The 18551-nt window shown below is 65.6% G+C and carries 17 protein-coding genes and 1 riboswitch; of the genes, 6 read left to right on the forward strand and 11 right to left on the reverse strand.

The window, feature by feature from the left end:
* Position 1 precedes the first annotated feature (1 nt).
* Positions 2–3142, forward strand: a complete 3141-nt coding sequence (locus ACLEJP_RS00375; RefSeq protein ID WP_440803510.1) for an efflux RND transporter permease subunit — start codon at positions 2–4, stop codon at positions 3140–3142.
* 32 nt (positions 3143–3174) lie between these two features.
* Here the strand turns inward: ACLEJP_RS00375 and ACLEJP_RS00380 are convergent, their stop codons facing one another.
* Together ACLEJP_RS00380 and ACLEJP_RS00385 are read right to left on the reverse strand one after the other, a co-directional pair.
* Positions 3175–4512: an MFS transporter gene (locus ACLEJP_RS00380; protein WP_440803512.1), complete on the reverse strand. Its 1338-nt coding sequence runs from the start codon at positions 4510–4512 to the stop codon at positions 3175–3177.
* A 153-nt stretch (positions 4513–4665) separates the two neighbouring features.
* A complete protein-coding gene (locus ACLEJP_RS00385; protein ID WP_440803515.1) occupies positions 4666–5349 on the reverse strand; it encodes a FadR/GntR family transcriptional regulator in 684 nt (227 codons plus the stop codon).
* Positions 5350–5628: 279 nt separating this feature from the next.
* Between ACLEJP_RS00385 and ACLEJP_RS00390 the strand changes: the two genes are divergently transcribed.
* Genes ACLEJP_RS00390 through ACLEJP_RS00405 form a run of 4 tightly spaced genes read left to right on the forward strand, consistent with a single transcriptional unit; the run spans position 5629 to position 8470 of the window.
* Positions 5629–6414 carry a transporter substrate-binding domain-containing protein gene (locus ACLEJP_RS00390; protein ID WP_440803517.1) on the forward strand — a complete coding sequence of 262 codons (786 nt, stop codon included), beginning with the start codon at positions 5629–5631 and terminating at the stop codon, positions 6412–6414.
* A gap of 22 nt (positions 6415–6436) precedes the next feature.
* The gene (locus tag ACLEJP_RS00395) at positions 6437–7102 is read left to right on the forward strand and encodes an amino acid ABC transporter permease (RefSeq protein ID WP_440803520.1); all 666 of its coding nucleotides are present in this window, start codon (positions 6437–6439) and stop codon (positions 7100–7102) included.
* Positions 7099–7749 carry an amino acid ABC transporter permease gene (locus tag ACLEJP_RS00400; protein ID WP_440804430.1) on the forward strand — a complete coding sequence of 217 codons (651 nt, stop codon included), beginning with the start codon at positions 7099–7101 and terminating at the stop codon, positions 7747–7749. Before ACLEJP_RS00395 ends, ACLEJP_RS00400 begins: the two co-directional genes overlap by 4 nt.
* Positions 7736–8470, forward strand: a complete 735-nt coding sequence (locus ACLEJP_RS00405) for an amino acid ABC transporter ATP-binding protein (protein ID WP_440803522.1) — start codon at positions 7736–7738, stop codon at positions 8468–8470. The genes ACLEJP_RS00400 and ACLEJP_RS00405 overlap by 14 nt, the downstream gene beginning before the upstream one ends.
* Positions 8471–8477: 7 nt before the next feature.
* On the opposite strand, the gene ACLEJP_RS00410 is transcribed toward ACLEJP_RS00405, so the two are convergent.
* From ACLEJP_RS00410 to ACLEJP_RS00430, 5 genes are all read right to left on the reverse strand, one after another.
* Positions 8478–8600: a hypothetical protein gene (locus tag ACLEJP_RS00410; protein ID WP_440803524.1), complete on the reverse strand. Its 123-nt coding sequence runs from the start codon at positions 8598–8600 to the stop codon at positions 8478–8480.
* A gap of 18 nt (positions 8601–8618) precedes the next feature.
* Positions 8619–10769: a TonB-dependent receptor gene (locus tag ACLEJP_RS00415; protein ID WP_440803527.1), complete on the reverse strand. Its 2151-nt coding sequence runs from the start codon at positions 10767–10769 to the stop codon at positions 8619–8621.
* 68 nt (positions 10770–10837) lie between these two features.
* Complete coding sequence (locus tag ACLEJP_RS00420; protein WP_440803529.1) at positions 10838–11248, reverse strand: DUF2946 family protein; 411 nt, start codon at positions 11246–11248, stop codon at positions 10838–10840.
* 91 nt (positions 11249–11339) lie between these two features.
* Complete coding sequence (locus ACLEJP_RS00425; protein WP_440803531.1) at positions 11340–12911, reverse strand: sensor domain-containing diguanylate cyclase; 1572 nt, start codon at positions 12909–12911, stop codon at positions 11340–11342.
* A gap of 79 nt (positions 12912–12990) precedes the next feature.
* Positions 12991–13470, reverse strand: coding sequence for a hypothetical protein (locus tag ACLEJP_RS00430; RefSeq protein ID WP_440803533.1), 480 nt, complete (start codon positions 13468–13470; stop codon positions 12991–12993).
* A 223-nt stretch (positions 13471–13693) separates the two neighbouring features.
* On the opposite strand from ACLEJP_RS00430, the gene ACLEJP_RS00435 reads away from it, so the two are divergent.
* Entirely contained in the window at positions 13694–14017 is a 324-nt protein-coding gene (locus ACLEJP_RS00435; RefSeq protein WP_440803535.1) for a hypothetical protein, read from the forward strand.
* A gap of 47 nt (positions 14018–14064) precedes the next feature.
* Here ACLEJP_RS00435 and ACLEJP_RS00440 read toward each other — a convergent pair whose 3' ends face one another.
* Genes ACLEJP_RS00440 through ACLEJP_RS00455 form a run of 4 tightly spaced genes read right to left on the reverse strand, consistent with a single transcriptional unit; the run spans position 14065 to position 18233 of the window.
* The gene (locus ACLEJP_RS00440; protein ID WP_440803537.1) at positions 14065–15405 is read right to left on the reverse strand and encodes an OprD family porin; all 1341 of its coding nucleotides are present in this window, start codon (positions 15403–15405) and stop codon (positions 14065–14067) included.
* 16 nt (positions 15406–15421) lie between these two features.
* Positions 15422–16210 carry an ABC transporter ATP-binding protein gene (locus ACLEJP_RS00445; RefSeq protein WP_440803539.1) on the reverse strand — a complete coding sequence of 263 codons (789 nt, stop codon included), beginning with the start codon at positions 16208–16210 and terminating at the stop codon, positions 15422–15424.
* Positions 16207–17223: a FecCD family ABC transporter permease gene (locus ACLEJP_RS00450; RefSeq protein WP_440803542.1), complete on the reverse strand. Its 1017-nt coding sequence runs from the start codon at positions 17221–17223 to the stop codon at positions 16207–16209. The genes ACLEJP_RS00445 and ACLEJP_RS00450 overlap by 4 nt, the downstream gene beginning before the upstream one ends.
* Entirely contained in the window at positions 17223–18233 is a 1011-nt protein-coding gene (locus ACLEJP_RS00455) for an ABC transporter substrate-binding protein (RefSeq protein WP_440803545.1), read from the reverse strand. The genes ACLEJP_RS00450 and ACLEJP_RS00455 overlap by 1 nt, the downstream gene beginning before the upstream one ends.
* Positions 18234–18344: 111 nt before the next feature.
* Positions 18345–18542, reverse strand: a riboswitch (cobalamin riboswitch).
* Positions 18543–18551 lie beyond the last annotated feature (9 nt).

Consider the following 18551-nt stretch of genomic DNA (forward strand, 5'->3'; position numbering starts at 1 on the left):
CATGTTCGAACGCCTGATCCAATTTGCCATCGAGCAGCGCCTGGTGGTGATGCTGGCCGTGGTCCTGATGGCCGCGGTGGGTATCCATAGCTACCAGAAACTGCCGATCGATGCTGTCCCGGACATCACCAACGTCCAGGTGCAGATCAATACCGCCGCGCCCGGTTTTTCGCCGCTGGAGACCGAACAGCGCATCACCTTTGCCATCGAGACCGCCATGGCCGGCCTGCCCGGGCTCAAGCAGACCCGCTCGCTGTCGCGCTCGGGCCTGTCGCAGGTCACGGTCATTTTCGATGACAGCACCGACCTGTTCTTTGCCCGGCAACTGGTCAATGAACGCCTGCAAGTGGCCCGCGAGCAGTTGCCCGACGGTATCGAAGCCGGCATGGGGCCGATTTCCACGGGGCTGGGGGAGATCTTCCTGTGGACGGTGGAGGCCGAGCCGGGCGCCCTGAAGGAGGACGGCACGCCCTACACCCTCACCGACCTGCGGGTGATCCAGGACTGGATCATCAAGCCACAGTTGCGCACGGTGCCGGGGGTGGCTGAAGTGAACAGCATCGGTGGCCATGCCAAGCAATACCTGATCGCACCGGAGCCCAAGCGCCTGGCGGCATACAAGCTCACCCTCAACGACCTGGTCGCGGCGCTGGAACGCAACAACGCCAATGTCGGCGCCGGTTACATCGAGCGCAACGGCGAGCAATGGCTGATCCGCGCGCCGGGCCAGGTGGCGTCGGCCGAGGACATCGCCAATATCATCATTTCGACCGCCGAGGGCACGCCGATCCGGGTCAGCCATGTCGCCCAGGTAAGCCTGGGTGAGGAGTTGCGCTCGGGTGCGGCCACCGAAAATGGCCGGGAGGTGGTGCTGGGCACTGTGTTCATGCTGATCGGCGAGAACAGCCGTACGGTATCGCGGGCGGTCGCCGCCAAGCTGGTGGAAATCAACCGCAACCTGCCCAAGGGCGTGGTCGCCGTGACAGTCTACGACCGCACCAACCTGGTGGAGAAAGCCATCGCCACGGTGAAGAAGAACCTGGTCGAAGGCGCCATCCTGGTCATCGCCGTGCTGTTCCTGTTCCTGGGCAATGTTCGCGCCGCGCTGATCACTGCCATGGTCATCCCGTTGTCGATGTTGTTCACCTTCACCGGCATGTTCGGCAACAAGGTCAGCGCCAACCTGATGAGTCTTGGGGCGCTGGACTTCGGCATCATCGTCGACGGCGCGGTGGTGATCGTGGAGAACGCCATCCGCCGCCTGGCCCATGCCCAGCAACGCCATGGGCGCATGCTGACCCGTGCCGAGCGCTTCCACGAGGTGTTCGCCGCCGCCCGCGAGGCGCGCCGGCCGCTGATCTACGGGCAGCTGATCATCATGGTGGTGTACCTGCCGATCTTTGCCCTGACCGGGGTGGAGGGCAAGATGTTCCACCCCATGGCCTTCACCGTGGTCATGGCCCTGCTCGGTGCGATGGTCCTCTCGGTTACCTTCGTACCGGCGGCCATTGCCCTGTTCGTCACCGGCAAGGTCAAGGAAGAGGAAGGTTTGCTGATGCGTACGGCGCGCCAGCGCTATGCCCCGCTGCTGGCCTGGGTGCTGGGCCGGCGCCGGCTGGCGTTCGCCACTGCCGCCAGCCTGGTGCTGCTGTCCGGCCTGCTGGCCAGCCGCATGGGCAGCGAGTTCATCCCCAGCCTCAGCGAGGGCGATTTCGCCCTGCAGGCCCTGCGTGTGCCGGGTACCAGCCTGTCGCAGTCGGTGGACATGCAGCAGCGCCTGGAGCAGGCGATCATTGCCCAGGTGCCGGAAGTGCAGCGGGTGTTTGCCCGCACCGGCACCGCCGAAATCGCCTCCGACCCGATGCCGCCGAACATCTCCGATGCCTATGTGATGTTGCGCCCGCGCGAGCAATGGCCGGACCCGGGCAAGCCGCGCGAGGAACTGATTGCCGAGGTACAACGTGCCGCGGCCAGCGTGCCGGGCAGCAACCATGAGCTGTCGCAGCCCATCCAGCTGCGTTTCAACGAGCTGATTTCCGGGGTGCGCAGCGATGTGGCAGTGAAGCTGTATGGCGATGACATGAACGTGCTCAACCGCACCGCCGGGCAGATCGCCAGCAGCCTGCAGGGTGTGCCGGGCGCGTCCGAGGTGAAGGTCGAACAGACCACCGGCCTGCCGGTGCTGACCATCGACATCGACCGTGACAAGGCGGCCCGGCATGGCCTCAACGTCGGTGAGGTGCAGGACGCCATCGCCATCGCCGTGGGCGGCCGCACGGCCGGGACGCTGTACGAAGGCGACCGCCGTTTCGACATGGTCGTGCGCCTGCCGGAAACCCTGCGCACGGATGTCGACGGGCTGGCCAGCCTGTTGATTCCGGTACCGGCCAATGCCGGCGGCGGGCAGATCGGCTTCATTCCGTTGTCGCAAGTGGCCACGCTGAACCTGCAACTGGGCCCGAACCAGGTCAGCCGCGAAGATGGCAAGCGGGTGGTGGTGGTCAGCGCCAACGTGCGTGGGCGGGACCTGGGCTCGTTCGTCGAGGAGGCCGAACAGACCCTGCTCGAGCAAGTGCCGATACCGCCGGGCTACTGGACGCGCTGGGGTGGCCAGTTCGAGCAGTTGCAGTCGGCGGCCGCGCGCCTGCAGGTGGTGGTGCCGGTGGCCTTGCTGCTGGTCATGGCCTTGTTGTTGATGATGTTCAACAACCTCAGGGATGGCCTGCTGGTGTTCACCGGTATTCCCTTCGCCCTCACCGGTGGGGTGCTGGCGCTGTGGTTGCGCGACATTCCGCTGTCGATTTCCGCCGGCGTGGGGTTCATTGCCTTGTCGGGGGTGGCGGTGCTCAACGGGCTGGTGATGATCGCCTTCATCCGCGGCCTGCGTGAGCAAGGGCGCACGCTGCGGGGAGCGGTCGAGGAGGGCGCGCTGACGCGCTTGCGACCGGTGCTGATGACGGCATTGGTGGCGTCGCTGGGGTTCATTCCGATGGCCTTGGCCAGCGGCACCGGGGCCGAGGTGCAGCGGCCATTGGCGACGGTGGTGATTGGCGGGATCCTGTCGTCCACCGCGCTGACCTTGCTGGTGTTGCCGGCGTTGTACCAGTGGGCGTACCGGCGCGAAGAGGAGCAGGAAGATTGAGATCGTCGGGGCCGCAAAGCGGCCCCGACTACTCAGACTGCTCGACGAGCCGCAGCCCTTACCCCGTCGCCTTCCACCTCATCATGCAACGAAATCCGTGAAGTCTCCGGCAACGCCAACCCGCCCAGCAACGCCACCAGCGCGATCACCACCAGGTAGAACGCCGGAGCCAGGTTGCTGCCGGTCTGCCCGATCAGCCAGGTCGCCACCAGTGGCGCGGTACCGCCAAACAGCGTGTAGGCCACGTTGTAGGTAATCGCCGAAGCGGTATAGCGGGTGCGGGTAGGGAAGCTTTCCGAGAGCAACGCCGCGGTCACCACGCCACTGCACAACGCCCCGATCGCCAGCAGGATCACGCCCAGCAGCGCGCCAGCTATCGAACCGGAACTGGCCAGCCAGTAGGCCGGAAACACGCACAGCATCACCCACAGGCAGGTGAAGCCGATGGTCCTGCGCCGCCCGACGCGGTCCGAGAACGCCCCGGCCAGCGGGCAGCCGACCGCAGCGAACAGCAAGGCTACCGTGGTGACCAGCAGCGCCTGCGCGCGGGTCAGGTTGCCGACCAGTTGCAGGTAGGTCGCGAAGTAGGTGGTGAACATGTAGAACGACAGCGCAGTGAGCGAGATGAAGGCACCCAGGTTGCGGATCGCCCGGCCATGGTGGCGCAGGGTTTCCTTGAGCGGCGAATGTTCATGTGCCTTGCCTTCGGCGAGGGCTTCGCGGAACGCCGGGGTCTCCTCCATGCGCCAGCGCAGGTACAGGCCAACCAGCCCCAGCGGCGCGGCGATGAGGAACGGGATGCGCCAGCCCCAGGCATTCATGGCCTCGGCCGACAGGCTGGCCTCCAGGCCATAGGCGATCACCGCCGCGCAGGCAAAGGCGGAAAAGGTCGAGACCGGCACGAAGCTGCCATAGAAGGCGCGCTTGCCGTTGGGCGCATGTTCCATCAGGTAGGCGCATGCCCCGGCATACTCGCCACCGGCAGAAAAGCCCTGCAGGCAGCGCGCCAGGGTCAGCAGCGCGGGGGCTGCCAGGCCGATACTGGCATAGGTCGGCAACAGGCCGATCAGGGTCGTCGAGCCGGCCATCAGCAGGATGGTCAGCGACAGGATGCGCTTGCGCCCCAGGCGGTCACCCAGTGCGCCGAACACGATGCCGCCCAGCGGGCGCAGGGCAAAGGCCACGGCAAACACGGCGAAGGTCTTCAGCAAGGCCACGCTGGCGTCTGTGCTGGCAAAGAACTGGCTGGCGATCAGGGTCGCGAGAAACCCATAGACGGCGAAGTCGAACCATTCGACGAAATTGCCGATGGCCGAGGCGGCGATCACCCGGCGCAGGGTGGCGGGGGATACCTCATGCGATGCAGACATACGGAAGCTCTCCGGTTTCCATAGGCAGCCTGGATGAATGTGGCGCACTTCAGCGCGCCATCGTTGTTATCAGGGCCAGTAGACCGAGCCTGGCAGATGCCCGCTTCGTTCAGGGCGACCTCCGGATGCCTGTTTCGACCGCATCGACAGGCGCTACACCGAAAACACCACCCCGGTGCGTGAAGCCGCATTGCGGATATGCTCCTGCATCGCCTTCTGCGCCGCAGCCTGGGAACGACGGCACAGGGCGCGCAGAATCTTGCGGTGTTCCTGCCAGGTTTCCATGGCCCGCTCCGGGCGAATGAACGGCAGCTTCTGGCTTTCCAGGAAAATGTCCTGGCCAGCGGTGATCACCTGCAGCATGGCGTGGTTGCCACAGGCCTGCAGCAACAACTGATGGAAGGCGAAGTCCAGCCGGGCGGCTGCTTCGAAGCGGCCGGCCAGCAGTTCCCGGCGCATCGCCTCGACATTCCCCTCAAGGCGGTCGATGTCGTCCGCTGTCAGCGCCAGTGCCGCCTGGCCAGCGGCAAACCCTTCCAGGGCGTAGCGCAGCTGGAAGGTGTCGCTGGCCGATACCTGTTCGGCGTAGGGCCAGGCGAACGCCGCGGGTGGCGGCACCTGCACGAACACCCCCTTGCCTGGCTGCACGCTGACCAGGCCCAGGGCGCTGAGTGATGACAGGGCCTCGCGCAACGACGCCCGGCTGACCCCCAGCTGCTCGGCCAGGTCGCGTTGCGAGGGCAGGGCATCGCCGGGCTGATAGGCGCCTTCATCAATCAACTTGCGGATGCCTTGCAGGGCCTGTTCGGGGACGGCGCGGGGGAGGATGTCGAGCATGCTGTTCAGACCGGTCGGAGGGCGATGACCCTGGCTTTTTACGGCTATTACCCCGTGCTGGCAAGCGTTGCGCCGCGCTGGCGCAAGGTGCTGGCAGGCTGCACAAAAGCGGGGCGTGGCCGTTTGCTCGGCAGTCGCCGTGGCCTGACTGTTCAGACCAGTAAGACCGTTCAATGCCGGCTTTCGCCCCGGTTCGTGCGGGGTGGCGGCAGGTGCTGGCATGCCCTGTGCACTGCCTGGCCAACACCTTCTTTCCGTTGATCTCTGCGAGGCCGTTCGATGAAGACATTCCGCACCCTGTTCCTGGCCAGCCTGTTCTGCAGCGGCACCCTGGCACTGCCTACCGTTCAGGCCGATGCGCTGGCCGACATCAGCGCTCGTGGCGTGCTCAAAGTGGCAGTGCCGCAGGACTTCCCGCCCTTCGGCTCGGTCGGCCCCGATCTCAAGCCGCGCGGCCTGGACATCGATACCGCGCAACTGCTGGCCGACAAGCTGGGGGTGAAGCTGGCCCTGACGCCGGTAAACAGCACCAACCGCATTCCGTTCCTCACCACCGGCAAGGTCGACCTGGTGATCTCGAGCCTGGGCAAGAACCCCGAGCGGGCCGCAGTGATCGACTTCTCGCGCCCCTATGCGCCGTTCTACCTGGCGGTATTCGGCCCGGCAGAAGTCGACATCGCCGGTATCGACGCGGTCGCCGGCAAGACCATCAGCGTCACCCGGGGCTCGATCGAGGACATGGAACTCAGCGCCGTGGCGCCCAAGGGCGCAGTGATCAAGCGCTTCGAGGACAACAACTCGACCATCGCCGCCTACCTTTCCGGCCAGGTCGAACTGATCGCCAGTGGCAGCGTGGTAATGGCGGCCATTGCCGAGAAGAACCCGGCCAAGGTGCCGGTGGTCAAGGTCAAGCTCAAGGACTCGCCGGTCTACGTGGGGCTGGCCAAGAACGAGCCGGCGCTGCTGGAAAAGGTCAACGCCACGCTGGACGCCGCCAAGGCGGACGGCAGCCTGAACCGCAACGCCGAAAAATGGCTGAAGCAGCCGCTGCCGGCGGACCTCTGAGTGTCGCCCGGAGCCTGCCGACATGGCCTATGAATTCGACTTCGCCCCCGTGCTGGCCCAGGTCGACCTGCTGCTCAAGGGCGCCGGCTTCACCTTGCAGCTGACCGCAGTCGGCACGCTGCTGGGCGTTGCCATCGGCGTGCTCGGCGCCGGTGTACGCGCCTGGCGCGTGCGGCCTTTCGATATGCTGTTCGGCCTGTATGTGGAGCTGATCCGCAATACGCCGTTCATTGTCCAGTTGTTCTTCATCTTCTTCGGCCTGCCGGCGCTGGGCCTGCGCCTGACCGAGTGGCAGGCGGCGGTGCTGGCCATGGTGATCAACCTGGGCGCCTATTCCACCGAAATCATCCGTGCCGGCATCCAGGCGATTCCCAAAGGCCAGCTGGAAGCGGCCGCGGCGCTGGCCATGAGCCGCTTCGAAGCGTTCCGCCACGTGGTGCTGCAACCCGCGCTGGCCAAGGTCTGGCCGGCGCTGTCGAGCCAGATCGTGATCGTCATGCTGGGTTCGGCGGTGTGCTCGCAGATCGCCACCGAAGAGCTGTCATTCGCCGCCAATTTCATTCAGTCGCGCAACTTCCGCGCGTTCGAGACCTACCTGCTGACCACCGCGCTGTACCTGCTCATGGCCATCCTCCTGCGCCAGTTGCTGGCGTGGCTGGGGCAGCGCCTGTTGATGGGGAGACGCTGATGGATTTCACCTTCTGGGACATTCTGCGCAACCTGCTGATCGGCCTGCAATGGACCTTGCTGCTGTCGCTGGTGGCGTTCCTCTGCGGTGGTGCTGCCGGCTTGCTGGTGCTGGTCGCACGGCTGTCCGCGCAGCGGTTCTGGCGCGGCCTGGCGCGCGGCTATATCGAGCTGTTCCAGGGCACGCCGCTGTTGATGCAGCTGTTCATGGTGTTCTTCGGTATTGCCCTGTTCGGCCTCGATGTGTCGGCCTGGATGGCTGCGGCCATTGCCCTGACGCTGTTCACCAGCGCCTTTCTCGCGGAAATCTGGCGCGGTTGCGTCGAAGCGATCCCGCGTGGCCAGTGGGAGGCCTCCGGCAGCCTGGCGCTGAGCCGGCTGGAGCAGCTGCGCCACGTCATCCTGCCGCAGGCATTGCGTATCGCCGTGGCGCCGACCGTGGGTTTTTCGGTGCAGGTAGTCAAGGGCACGGCGGTCACTTCGATCATCGGTTTCACCGAGTTGACCAAGACCGGCGGCATGCTGGCCAATGCCACTTTCGAACCGTTCATGGTCTACGGCCTGGTCGCGCTGGGCTACTTCATTCTCTGCTATCCGCTCTCGCTGAGCGCCCGTTACCTGGAAAGGAGGCTGCATGCCCCTGCTTAGAGTGTCTGCGTTGCACAAGTACTACGGCGAAAACCACGTGCTCAAGGGCGTCGACCTCAGCATCGAAGAGGGTGAGGTGGTGGCCATCATCGGCCGCAGCGGCTCGGGCAAGAGCACCTTGCTGCGCACCCTCAATGGCCTGGAGTCGATCAGCGACGGCGTGATCGAGGTGGACGGTGAATACCTCGACGCCAGCCGCGCCGACCTGCGCGCCTTGCGCCAGAAGGTGGGCATGGTGTTCCAGCAGTTCAACCTGTTCCCGCATCTGAGCGTGGGCGAGAACGTGATGTTGGCGCCGCAGGTGGTGAAGAAGGCCAGCCGCGCCGAAGCGCGCCGCCTGGCCGAGCACATGCTGGCGCGGGTGGGGCTGGCGGAGAAGTTCGATGCCTACCCCGACCGGCTCTCCGGTGGCCAGCAACAGCGGGTGGCGATCGCCCGCGCCCTGGCCATGTCGCCAAAGGTGCTGTTGTGCGACGAGATCACCTCGGCACTCGACCCCGAGCTGGTCAACGAAGTGCTCGGCGTGGTGCGCCAGCTGGCCAGCGAGGGCATGACCCTGGTCATGGTCACCCATGAGATGCGTTTCGCCCGTGAGGTGGGCGACAAGCTGGTGTTCATGCACCAGGGCAAGGTGCATGAAATGGGCAACCCGCGCGAGGTGTTCGCCGCGCCGCAGACAGCGGAGCTGGCCAACTTCATCGGTGCGGTGGCCTCGGCCTAGCTGCGTTTCATCGCACGCCGACTTTCCAGCGGGCATACTCCACCTCGCTGTAGCCCTTGGCCAAGCCATCCGTCTCGGCCTGGAAGCCCGGCAGGTTGGGCAGGTCCAACGCCGGCGGTGTCGGCGCCAAGGCCGACACCGCCTCGCGTCAGAATCGCAGGTCCAGCGCCAGTTCGAAGGTACGCGGTGGCCCCATGTAGTACTGGCTGTTGTAAGCCTGCTTGGCATAGACCTCGTCGGTCAGGTTGCGCACCCGCGCGGTCAGGCTGGTGGAGGCATCCAGCCGGTAGCGGGCGAATGCGCCGAACAGCGTGTAGGCCGGGGCCTTCAGGCTGTTGGCATTGTCGGCATACACCGCGCCCACGTAGCGCCCGTCCGCGCCCATCGACCATGCCGGCGAGAGGTTGTAGGTCAGCCACAGGTTGGCGACACTGGCCGGCACGTTCACCGGTGCATTGCCCTTGCGCGACACCGACACGCCGTTGACTGCCTCATTGAACTCATCGTACCGGGCATTGACGTAGGCATAGTTGGCCTCGGCCAGCAATTTCGCTGTCACCTGCAGGCGCCCGGACAACTCGATGCCCCGCGAAGTCTGCTGACCGGCCTGGACCGTGCGGTTGGCATCGTTGGCATCACGCACGGCAAAGTCCTTGCGTACGATCTGGTACAGCGCCAGGGTGGCCGCACCGCGCCCGTCGAGGAAGTCGAACTTGCTGCCCACTTCCCACTGCTGCCCCTTGGACAGGTCGAACAGGCCGACGTTGGAGTAGGTAGCTGCCGCCAGCGAACCGGCCGGCAAGTCGGCGGACGTGCTGTACTGGGCATATACGCTGGCAGAGGGAGTCAGTGCGTAGGTCAGGCCGACACGCCCGGACAGCGGTTCCCAGCGCCGTTCGAAGTAGGCCGGCGAGGTTGGCGTCACCGCGCCATAGTTGGTCACTTGCATGTCCAGGTAGTCGTAGCGCAGTGCCGTCAGCAGGGCCAGGCGCTCGGTGAGTTGCAGGCGGTTTTCGGCAAACGCGGCGCGGTTGCTTACCTCGTGACGGCGCTGCTTGGTCAGGCCTGCGTTCACCCCGGGGATGTCACCGAAACTGCCGGGGGCGAACTGCTCGGCATCGACCACGTCGCTCCAGCTGCTTGATGTGGGGAAGAGGGTCTGGCGCATGCGCGAGTATTCCAGCCCCAGCGACCACTGGCTGGCCAGGCCGAACAGCTGGTGGTCGTGACGCAGCTCGATGCGGTTGCCCAGCAGGTTGTGGTCGTGGCGTTGCAGGTAAGGGCTGCTGCGCCGGACCTTGCCATCGTCGGTGTAGCTGTAGCGCTCCAGGTTGCGATAGTCGCGCTGTGCGCTGTAGTGGTACAGCGTGTTCTGCACGCTGGTGCTGTCGCTGACCTGGTAGTCGAGGATCGAGCGCAACCAGCGTACCCGCTGTTCATAACGGCCATCGCCGACGTTGTAGTTTTCGAAGCGGCGGCTGTTGTCGATCGTCATCGTGCGGCGACCGGGCAGGATCGGCGAGCCCCAGTAGGGGCTGTCTTCACGGTCTTCCTGGTATTCCACGGCCAGGGTGTGGGTGAGGTTGGCTGCGAGATCGCTGAGCAGCGAGAATGCCAGGCTGTCGGTGTGCCGTTCATTGCGGTCGACGTAGCCGTTGGCATGCCCGCGGCTGAAGTCCAGGCGCGCGAAATGGCGGGCATCGGCGGGGTTGCTGGCCAGTGCCTGGTTGATGCCGAAGGCGATTTCGCTGTCGTCGAAGCTGCCGTAGCGGATCCGTCCGTCGAAGGTCTGCTGGTCGCGGCTGGCCAGCTTGCTGATGTAATTGATCGAGCCACCCACCGCACCTGCGCCGTGCAGGAACGATGATGGCCCGCCGATCAGCTCGACGCGATCAAGCAGCCAGGCATCCACCGGCCGGGTGGCGCTGCTGTAGCCGAGGTTGATGCCGTTGTACAACTGGGTGACCTGGTTCTGGGTAAAGCCGCGGTAGGCGACGAAACCGCCAAAACCGGGGTTGGCCGAGGCGTTCACGCCGGTCATGGCGTTGATCACCTCCTGGCTGTCGCGGGCACCGCGTTCTTCGATCACACGGCGGTCCGAGACGCTGACCGAGGCGGGGGTTTCCCGCGCGGTGAGGCCGAGGCGGGAGCCGGTGCGGATCGGCTCGTCCAGTTGCACGCCGCTGGCGGCGTCTGCTTCACCGTCGATGGTGATGACGCCGAGTTCTACCGGGGCAGTGTTCGCCCAGGCGAGGCTGCAGGTGCCCAGGAGGAGCACCAGGGAAGTATTGCGAAGCATGTTGGTCGTTGTTCCACGCAAAGGTCATGGCTGACTGCGGGCGCGCAGGCGGGCGCGCCCGGCTCAGGTCAGGCGAAATGAATATCAGCTGCGGGGAAAATGACGGGCGGCGCGCGAGGGGTGAGGGCTGGGCGTTGATAGCGGGGTGGCGGTTGCGCCCAGCTGCGTATCACGACAGGCGCAGTGGCCACGGCTTGCGCCGGGGTAGCCGACCAACCGCCACTGCTGAGCGGCACGGCCAGGCCGAACGAGGAGCACACCGGGCAGTCGAGCTGGGCCATGTGCTGGTCGCTGCCGCTGCCCTCGAAGTCGATGGCCATGCCGTGCTCGCTGCCGAGCGAGCAGAAACTGCCTTGCAGGCCGGCCAGGCGCAGGCCACCCATCTGGCCATGGTGCAAGCCGCACAACGCCAGGCTGAACAGGACACTGGCGTAGAGTGCCCAGGCGGTCAGCATGCGAGTGTGGCGGGTGGTTTTCATGGCGCGAATCTACCACCCGGATGAACGGTCGGGTAGGGCTTTTACCTGCGGTTCCTGCTCGCTGTGTTGCAGCCCGGAGCGATACGAGGCCTCAGGCAATGACAACCCGGTTGCGTCCTTCTTGCTTGGCCTGGTAAAGCGCCCGGTCTGCGGCACTCAATACATACCCCGGCTCGCCACCGGCCTCGCCTTTCCAGTGCGCCACCCCCAGCGAAATCGTCACCGCACCCACCGGCTCGACCGGCGTATCCTGCACCGTCACCCGCAGCCGCTCGGCCACTACCGCTGCCACGTCCAGGCTGGCCCCAGGCAGCAGCATGAGGAACTCCTCGCCGCCGGTACGGCACAGCAGATCACCCTCGCGGCAGCAGCGGCGCATCAATTCCGCCAGCCGGCGCAGCACCTGGTCGCCGACTTGGTGGCCGTGATTGTCATTGACCCGCTTGAAGTGGTCGATATCCAGCACGATGGCGGCAAACGGCCGACCTTCGGCTTCCAGCAAGGACAAGCTGAATTCCAGGCCGCGACGGTTGCCCAGGCCGGTCAGCGGGTCGGTCTGGGCGTCGCGGTTGAGCCGGCCGATGCGCTCATGCAACAAGTTGAGGCCGAACAACAGCGCACGTTTGAGCTGGGCAGCCTCGAAGTACCAGGCCGACACCCGATGCAGGCGCTCGGCGGTGCCGGCGCGGTCCATCGAGCGGGCGCCGGCGGCCAGTTGCCACAGTGGCCGGGCAATGATCATGGCCAGCCACCACAGCAACAGGCTGCCGACCAGCGCCAAGGGGACCGAGGTGCCCACCACGTTCAGGATCAGCCGGTTCAACGGCGCCACGGTCTGCGCCAGCGGCTGCTGCGCCACCACGCCCCAGCCGGCGCTGGGCACGGTGGCGAAACCGGCAACCATTGCCACACCGTGGCTGTTGGTCAGCTGGCGGGTGCCGTTGCCCAAGGTCGCCAGTTGGTCGATCAAGGCATTGCCTTCAACCACTTTGCCCACCCGTTGGCCGTCGGGGTGATAGAGCAGGCGACGGTTGCGGTCGACCACGTACAGGTACGAGCCGTCCTTGTAGAAATGTTCACCCAGCAGGCTGTTGAGGATGTTGCGCTCGCGCAGGTACAAGCTGCCGCCAACGTAGCCCCGGTAGCGACCGTTGCTGTCGAAAATCGGGTGCGACAAGGCCACTACCAGGTTGTTGGCCGCCGATATGTAGGGCGTCGACACCAGTGGGCTGCGCGCATTCAGCGCTTCCTCGACCCCGGGCGAGTGCATGCGGCTGCCAACCAGATGCCGCAGTGATGCCGGGGAAATGGCCAGCAGCACCCCGTCGGCATCGAGCACGAAGGTGGAATTGAAGGCCATGCTCTGGTTCAGCACGCGTTCTGTTTCGGCTTGCAGTGCCTGGGCATCAGCCAGCTGTCGCCCTTGCACCCCGGCGCTGAACGACAACTGTTGCTGGGCATTGCTGATGAAGGTCTCGGTGATGCTGGCCAGCTTGGTCGCATACACCCGGTTGGCTTCCAGGGCGTGATCGATCAACAGCTGGCGCTGCACCCGGTAGCTGGCGAAATAGCTGGCGCACAGCATGACCAAGGCGGTGAGGGCGCAGAGCACCAGGATGAGGGTGCGTAGATCCAGGCGCAATCCGTGCTTGCTGTTTGGCAATCCTGACCTCGAATAATGGAATAAGCATCTACGAAACAGGAATAACCTTACGCGTTATGCGCGCGATGGGAAACCGTATTCACGAGCCTGTCTTCTCCAGCGCTTCGAGTTCGTCTTCCACTTGTTGCATGCGCTGCTCGGCCAGGGCCTGGGCTTTTACGTCGCGGGCGGTCTCGCGCATCAGGGCGGTGAGCTTCTCGCCCAGGCGCTTGCCGGCTTCGGTGTCTTCCAGGGCGCGTGCTTTGGCCGGATCCTGGGTGGCCTCGACGATAGTGGCGAACTCAGCGTCGCTGAAGTTCTTTTCGCTGTAAAGGCGGAACAGGTCCTGGCGCTGGTCTTCGACGGTCAGGTGCTTGCGTAGCACACCCTCGATGGTCGCCTGCGCCAGCTGCGGGTGCCGGCGACCGAGCAGCGCGGCCATGCGCGTGATGTTGTGCGCATAGGCGTCCTGCAGGGGCAGCTGGGCCAGGATCTGTTGTTCACGCGAGGGCTTCTGGTCGCAGGCGGTGAGGGTGGCTGTCAGCAGCAGGGGTAACAGCAACGTGGGTAGGCGCGGCATGGTGTGGCCTGGTCGGGCAGTGATAGCGGGGATTATACCGATGTCGGCCGGGCCACGACGACCCCGTCCTCTGCCTTCGCAGGCCCGGGTGGCGGCATTGGCGGTTCAGAAGATGCCTACAAAACGCCTGGTTGGGTGAACGACGCGTTCATTTCAAAACCCGCCTGCCTTGCTTACCTTCCACGGTGCACCGATTGTTCAAATGCACCAAGGGAGATTCGCGATGCCACATATGGCCCCGTACAAACTCAAACTGCTGGACGAGTTCGAAGACCGCAATGACCTGTGGACCTTCGCCGATTTCGAGAGCCGCCTGACGGCACTCTGGCGTGGCGCGACTTACCACGATGCCAAGAGCATCATCAATGCAGCGCACCAGGAGCAGCGCTGGCCCAGGACGGTAAAGCGCTACCTGCTGACCAATTACCAGGCGTTCGGCAATGTCAGTGCGGAACTTGAGCGCACGTTTGCCGAGGTGGTGAAGGCGATGGAGGCGCAGGAGCGGGCGCAGTGGGGGTTGCAGCCTGCTGCCAGTTCGGTGGTCTGACGGGGGGCGGGGCTGCCTGGCAGCCCCGGTTCAGCTGACGCGGCCGATCAGAGCGCACCCGCCAATGGCCATTCCACGGCCAGGCGGATCTGGTCCCCGTCCAGCTCCGCCTGGGCGGTATTCCCTCGATGCAGGTTATGCCGCAACGAAAACGCGGTGCCCTTGGCCCTGCCACCCTGCACCACATAGCGCGCCTCCAGGTCGCGCTCCCAATGTCTGCCACCCTTGCCATATCCCAGGTAGGCATAACCACCCGCCGGGTCGACATGCGTGCCATCAATATCGAACCCGCGCACGTACAACGCCGTCAGGTTCAGACCCGGCACGCCATAGGCGCCCAGGTTCAGGTCATAGCGTGCCTGCCACGATTTCTCGTTCGGCGCGTTGAAGTCCGACATCTGCACCGCATTGGCCAGGTAGATCGCCCCACGCGTCACGTAATCGAACGGCGTATTGCCATGTACCTGCTGCCAACCCACGCTGAAACCATGCGGCCCCTGGTCGTAACGCGAGACCAGGCTCCAGGTGGTGTTGTCGATGCGCCCGGACAGCGCCTGGCCGGTGTCGGTGGTGCGATACAGGTTGAGGTCCAGGCTGAGGCTGCGGCGGTCGTCCAGGGCGTGGATGAAGGTACTGCCGAGATAATGCTGGTTCCAGCTGTCCTGGTAGCGTGAGGTGTACAGGCTGCCGCGAAAAGCGGCGCCCGGGTTCCATACCATGCCAGCCAGGTCGAAGCTGTTGCCCTGGCGGCCGTTGGAATAGTTCACCACGAAGCCCTGGTCATGGCTGGACGCATTGCGGTCAGTGTCCTCGGTGAAGTGCCCGGCCACCAGCTTGAGGTGGTCGAGTTCGTTGCTGGTGAGCAACAGGCCGGTCATGGTCTCGGGTAACAGGCGGCTGTCGGAGGCGCTGAACACCGGGGTCTTGACCCTCTGCTCACCGTAGGACAGCACGGTATCGGACCAGCGCAGCTTGAGTGCCGCACCGGCACGGCTGTAGTTGCGCTTGGGGTGCCCGTCGTTATCGACTGCAAGCAGGCGCGCCTTGCCCGCCCGCCCGCCACCGCTGTCGAGCTGCACGCCCAGGTAGGCATGCGCATCGACCCCGACGCCGATCAGCCCCTGGGTAAAACCGGACTGCCAGGTTGCCATCAGGCCATAGGCCCATTCCTCGGCCTTGCCGTTACGTTCATCGCGCGGCTTGTAGGCGTTGCGCGCTGCGCTGTTGCGGCCACCGTGCCGGTAGTCGCGCTGGTCGAATACGCTGCGGTTGAGCAGGTTCCAACTGCCATCTTCAAGAAAGCCGTTGCTTTGCGGTTGCGCGGAATCGGCGAGGGCGATCGGGGCCAGCAGGGTGCTGGCGAGCAGCAGGGCAACAGGGCGCGACATGCGTGGAACTTCCTGTTCAAGGGGCGCGGAAACGCAGGATGCGCGCGCCGTCGAAGGGGTCGGTGAGGTAATGGGCATGCACGCCGAAGGTGCTCAGCAGGCGCTCGGGCGTCAGTACCTCGAGGGGTTTGCCAAGGGCAACCAGGCGGCCCTTGTCGAGCACCGCCAGGCGGTCGCAGGTGAGCGCCTGGTTGAGGTCATGCAGCGCCACCAGGGTGGTGACCGGCAGCGCTTGCACCTGTTGCAGCAGGCTCAGCTGGTGCTGGATATCCAGGTGATTGGTCGGCTCGTCCAGCAGCAATACCTGCGGCCGCTGCGCCAGGGCGCGGGCGATGTGCACGCGCTGGCGTTCGCCACCGGACAGCGAGCCCCACAGGCGCCTGCGCAGGTGCAGCGCGTCGAGGTCGGCCAAGGCCTGCTCGACGATGGCCTGGTCCTCCCGCGAGAACGGCGCCAATGCCGACAGCCAGGGGGTGCGGCCGAGGGCAACGGCGTCGAACACGCTGATTGCATCGAGGGTGTCGGCCTGTTGTTCGACCAGCGCCAGGGCCTGCGCTATACGCCGGCGGGGCAACTGTGCCAGTGGTTCGCCCAGCAACTGCACGCTGCCGCTGCCTGGCTTGCGCAGCCCGGCAAGCACCTTCAGCAATGACGACTTGCCGGAGCCGTTGGGGCCGACGATACCCAGCGTTTCGCCCGCGACGACCTGCAGGTCTATCTCGCGCAACACGGCATTGCCAGCCAGTTGCAGGCCCAGGCCCTGGCAACTCAGGGGCGAAATGGCCACAGTGGTCATGGCGGTCATGGGCGCCCCCGACGGCTGACCAGGATCAAGGCGAACACCGGCGCGCCGATCAGTGCGGTAACCACTCCCACGGGAATCACCTGGCCAGGAATCAGGATGCGCGACAGGATGTCGGCGGCAATCAGGAACAATGCGCCACCCAGTGCGCTGGCTGGCAGCAGGCGGCTGTGCCCCGGGCCGAGCAGCAGGCGCAGCGCATGGGGAATCACCAGCCCGACGAAACCGATGGCACCGACGATCGATACCATGACCGCGGTGACCAGGGCTGCGCAGCTGATCAGCAGCAACTGGGTACGCCGTACCGGTATGCCCAGCGATGCCGCGGAGTCGGCACCGAAGGTGAACGCATCCAGTGGGCGGCGGTGCCACAGGCACACCAGCAGCCCGGACAATGCCACTGGCACGGCCAGCCACACCGAAGGCCAACGCACGCCGCTGAGGTTGCCCAGCAGCCAGAACAGGATGCCGCGTGCCTGCTCGGCAGTGGCCGACATGGTAATCAGCAGCGCGGTGAGGGCGTTGAACAGTTGCGAGCCGGCGATTCCGGCAAGGATGACCTGGGCGTTGCCGCTGCCGCCGCCGGCCGTGCGCGCCAGTACCAGCACCAGGGCGAACGCCGCCAGGGCGCCGAGGAAGGCGCCGGCGGACATGCTCAGCGCCAGGCTACCGAAGCCCAGCAAGCCGACCAGCACTGCACCGGTCGAGGCGCCGGCGGACAACCCCAGCAGGTAGGGCTCGGCCAACGGGTTGCGCAACAGCGCCTGGAGGACCACGCCGCAGGTGGCCAGGCCGGCGCCGCAGGCCGCGGCAACCAGGGTACGGGTCAGGCGGTAATTCCAGACGATCCCTGCATCGATCGGGTCGACCGGGTAGCCGGCCTGCCACAGCTGGTTGGCCAGGATCTGGGCGACCACAGCGGGTGCCAGTTCGCTCTCGCCGATGGCGGTACCGGCCAGCACGGCCAGCAGCAGCGCTGCCAGGGCCATTGCGACGGCGCATGACAGGCGCAGCATCACTGGCCTGCGTTGCCGCTGGCGAAGGCGGCGGACAAGGTCTGCAGGCCGCTGAACAGGCGAATGCCAGCCTGCATGGCGTCGGCATCGAGGATGATGATGCGGTTGCGCTGCACCGCCTCCATGTTGCGGGTGACCGGGTCGCTATGCAGGAACGCCAGCTTCTTCTGGTAATCGTCGGCGGGGTAGCGGCGACGGTCCATGCGGGCGATGATCAGCCAGGTGGGGTTGGCCTTGGCCAGGGTTTCCCAGCCTACGGTCGGCCATTCTTCGGTGGACGTCACCACATTGCGCACGCCGAGGGTGCGCAGCATGAAATCGGCAACGCCCTGGCGGCCCGCTACATAGGGTGCGATTCCCAGGTCGGCGCTGGAAAACCAGAACAGCGCCGAGGTGCTGGACAGGTCCTTGCCCGCCAGCTGTGCCCTGGCACTGTCCAGGCGGCCTTTCAGCTCGGCGTTGAGGGCACTGCCGCGCGCCTGTACGTCGAAGATCTCGGCCAGCTGGCTGATGCTCTTGTAGATGCTGTCGACCTGGAACGCCTGCAGGCGGGTACCGTCGGCACCGACCTGGTTGTCCTTGCCTTCGCAGTCCGACGGCAGCAGGTAGGTGGGAATGTTCAACTCGTCGAACTGTTCGCGGGTGGCCACCGCGCCCTGGGCACCGACCATCCATTCGAACTGCACTGCCACCAGTTGCGGACGCTTGCCGACCACCGCCTCGAAGCTGGGCTCGTTGTCGGCCAGGCGCGGCACCTTGGCGTTCTGTGCCTGGTACTCGGGCAGTACGTTGTTGAACCACAGCGAAGTGCCTGCCAGCCGGTCGCCCAGCCCCAGGGCGTAGAGCATTTCAGTGCTGGCCTGGCCAATGGTGACGGCGCGTTGCGGGGCCTGGACGAAAGTCTGCGGCTGGCCGCAGTTATCAATCGTCAGCGGATAATGGGTGGCTGCGGCCTGGGCCAGGCCAGTGAGGCCGAGGCCGGCGAGCAGGGTGGCGAAACGGGGCAGCATGCTGGGCGATCTCCTATCGGACAGTGCGGGTGAGGAACGCACGGACAGGCATCGCCGGGCCCCCGCTGACGGCAGGGGCAACACTGATGGCCAATCCCGGACACCCCGCCGGTTGGTGAATGTAGGCCGGCAGGTCTCCTGACTGATGCGTCATGGCCTGGCTCCGGCCTTCCCGGGTCAGCGACCCAGTGGCATCGGTGGAGCAGGCTCGGCACCTACAGTTGCGGGGGCAGTTCCGTTTGGCCCGTTTGCTTGGGCCCGGGATTCCCTATTGATTCCGTGATGGAAACCGGCGGCCGGCATGGTAGACCATCGTGC

Source organism: Pseudomonas sp. SMV7 (assembly GCF_052041995.1).
GTDB lineage: Bacteria > Pseudomonadota > Gammaproteobacteria > Pseudomonadales > Pseudomonadaceae > Aquipseudomonas.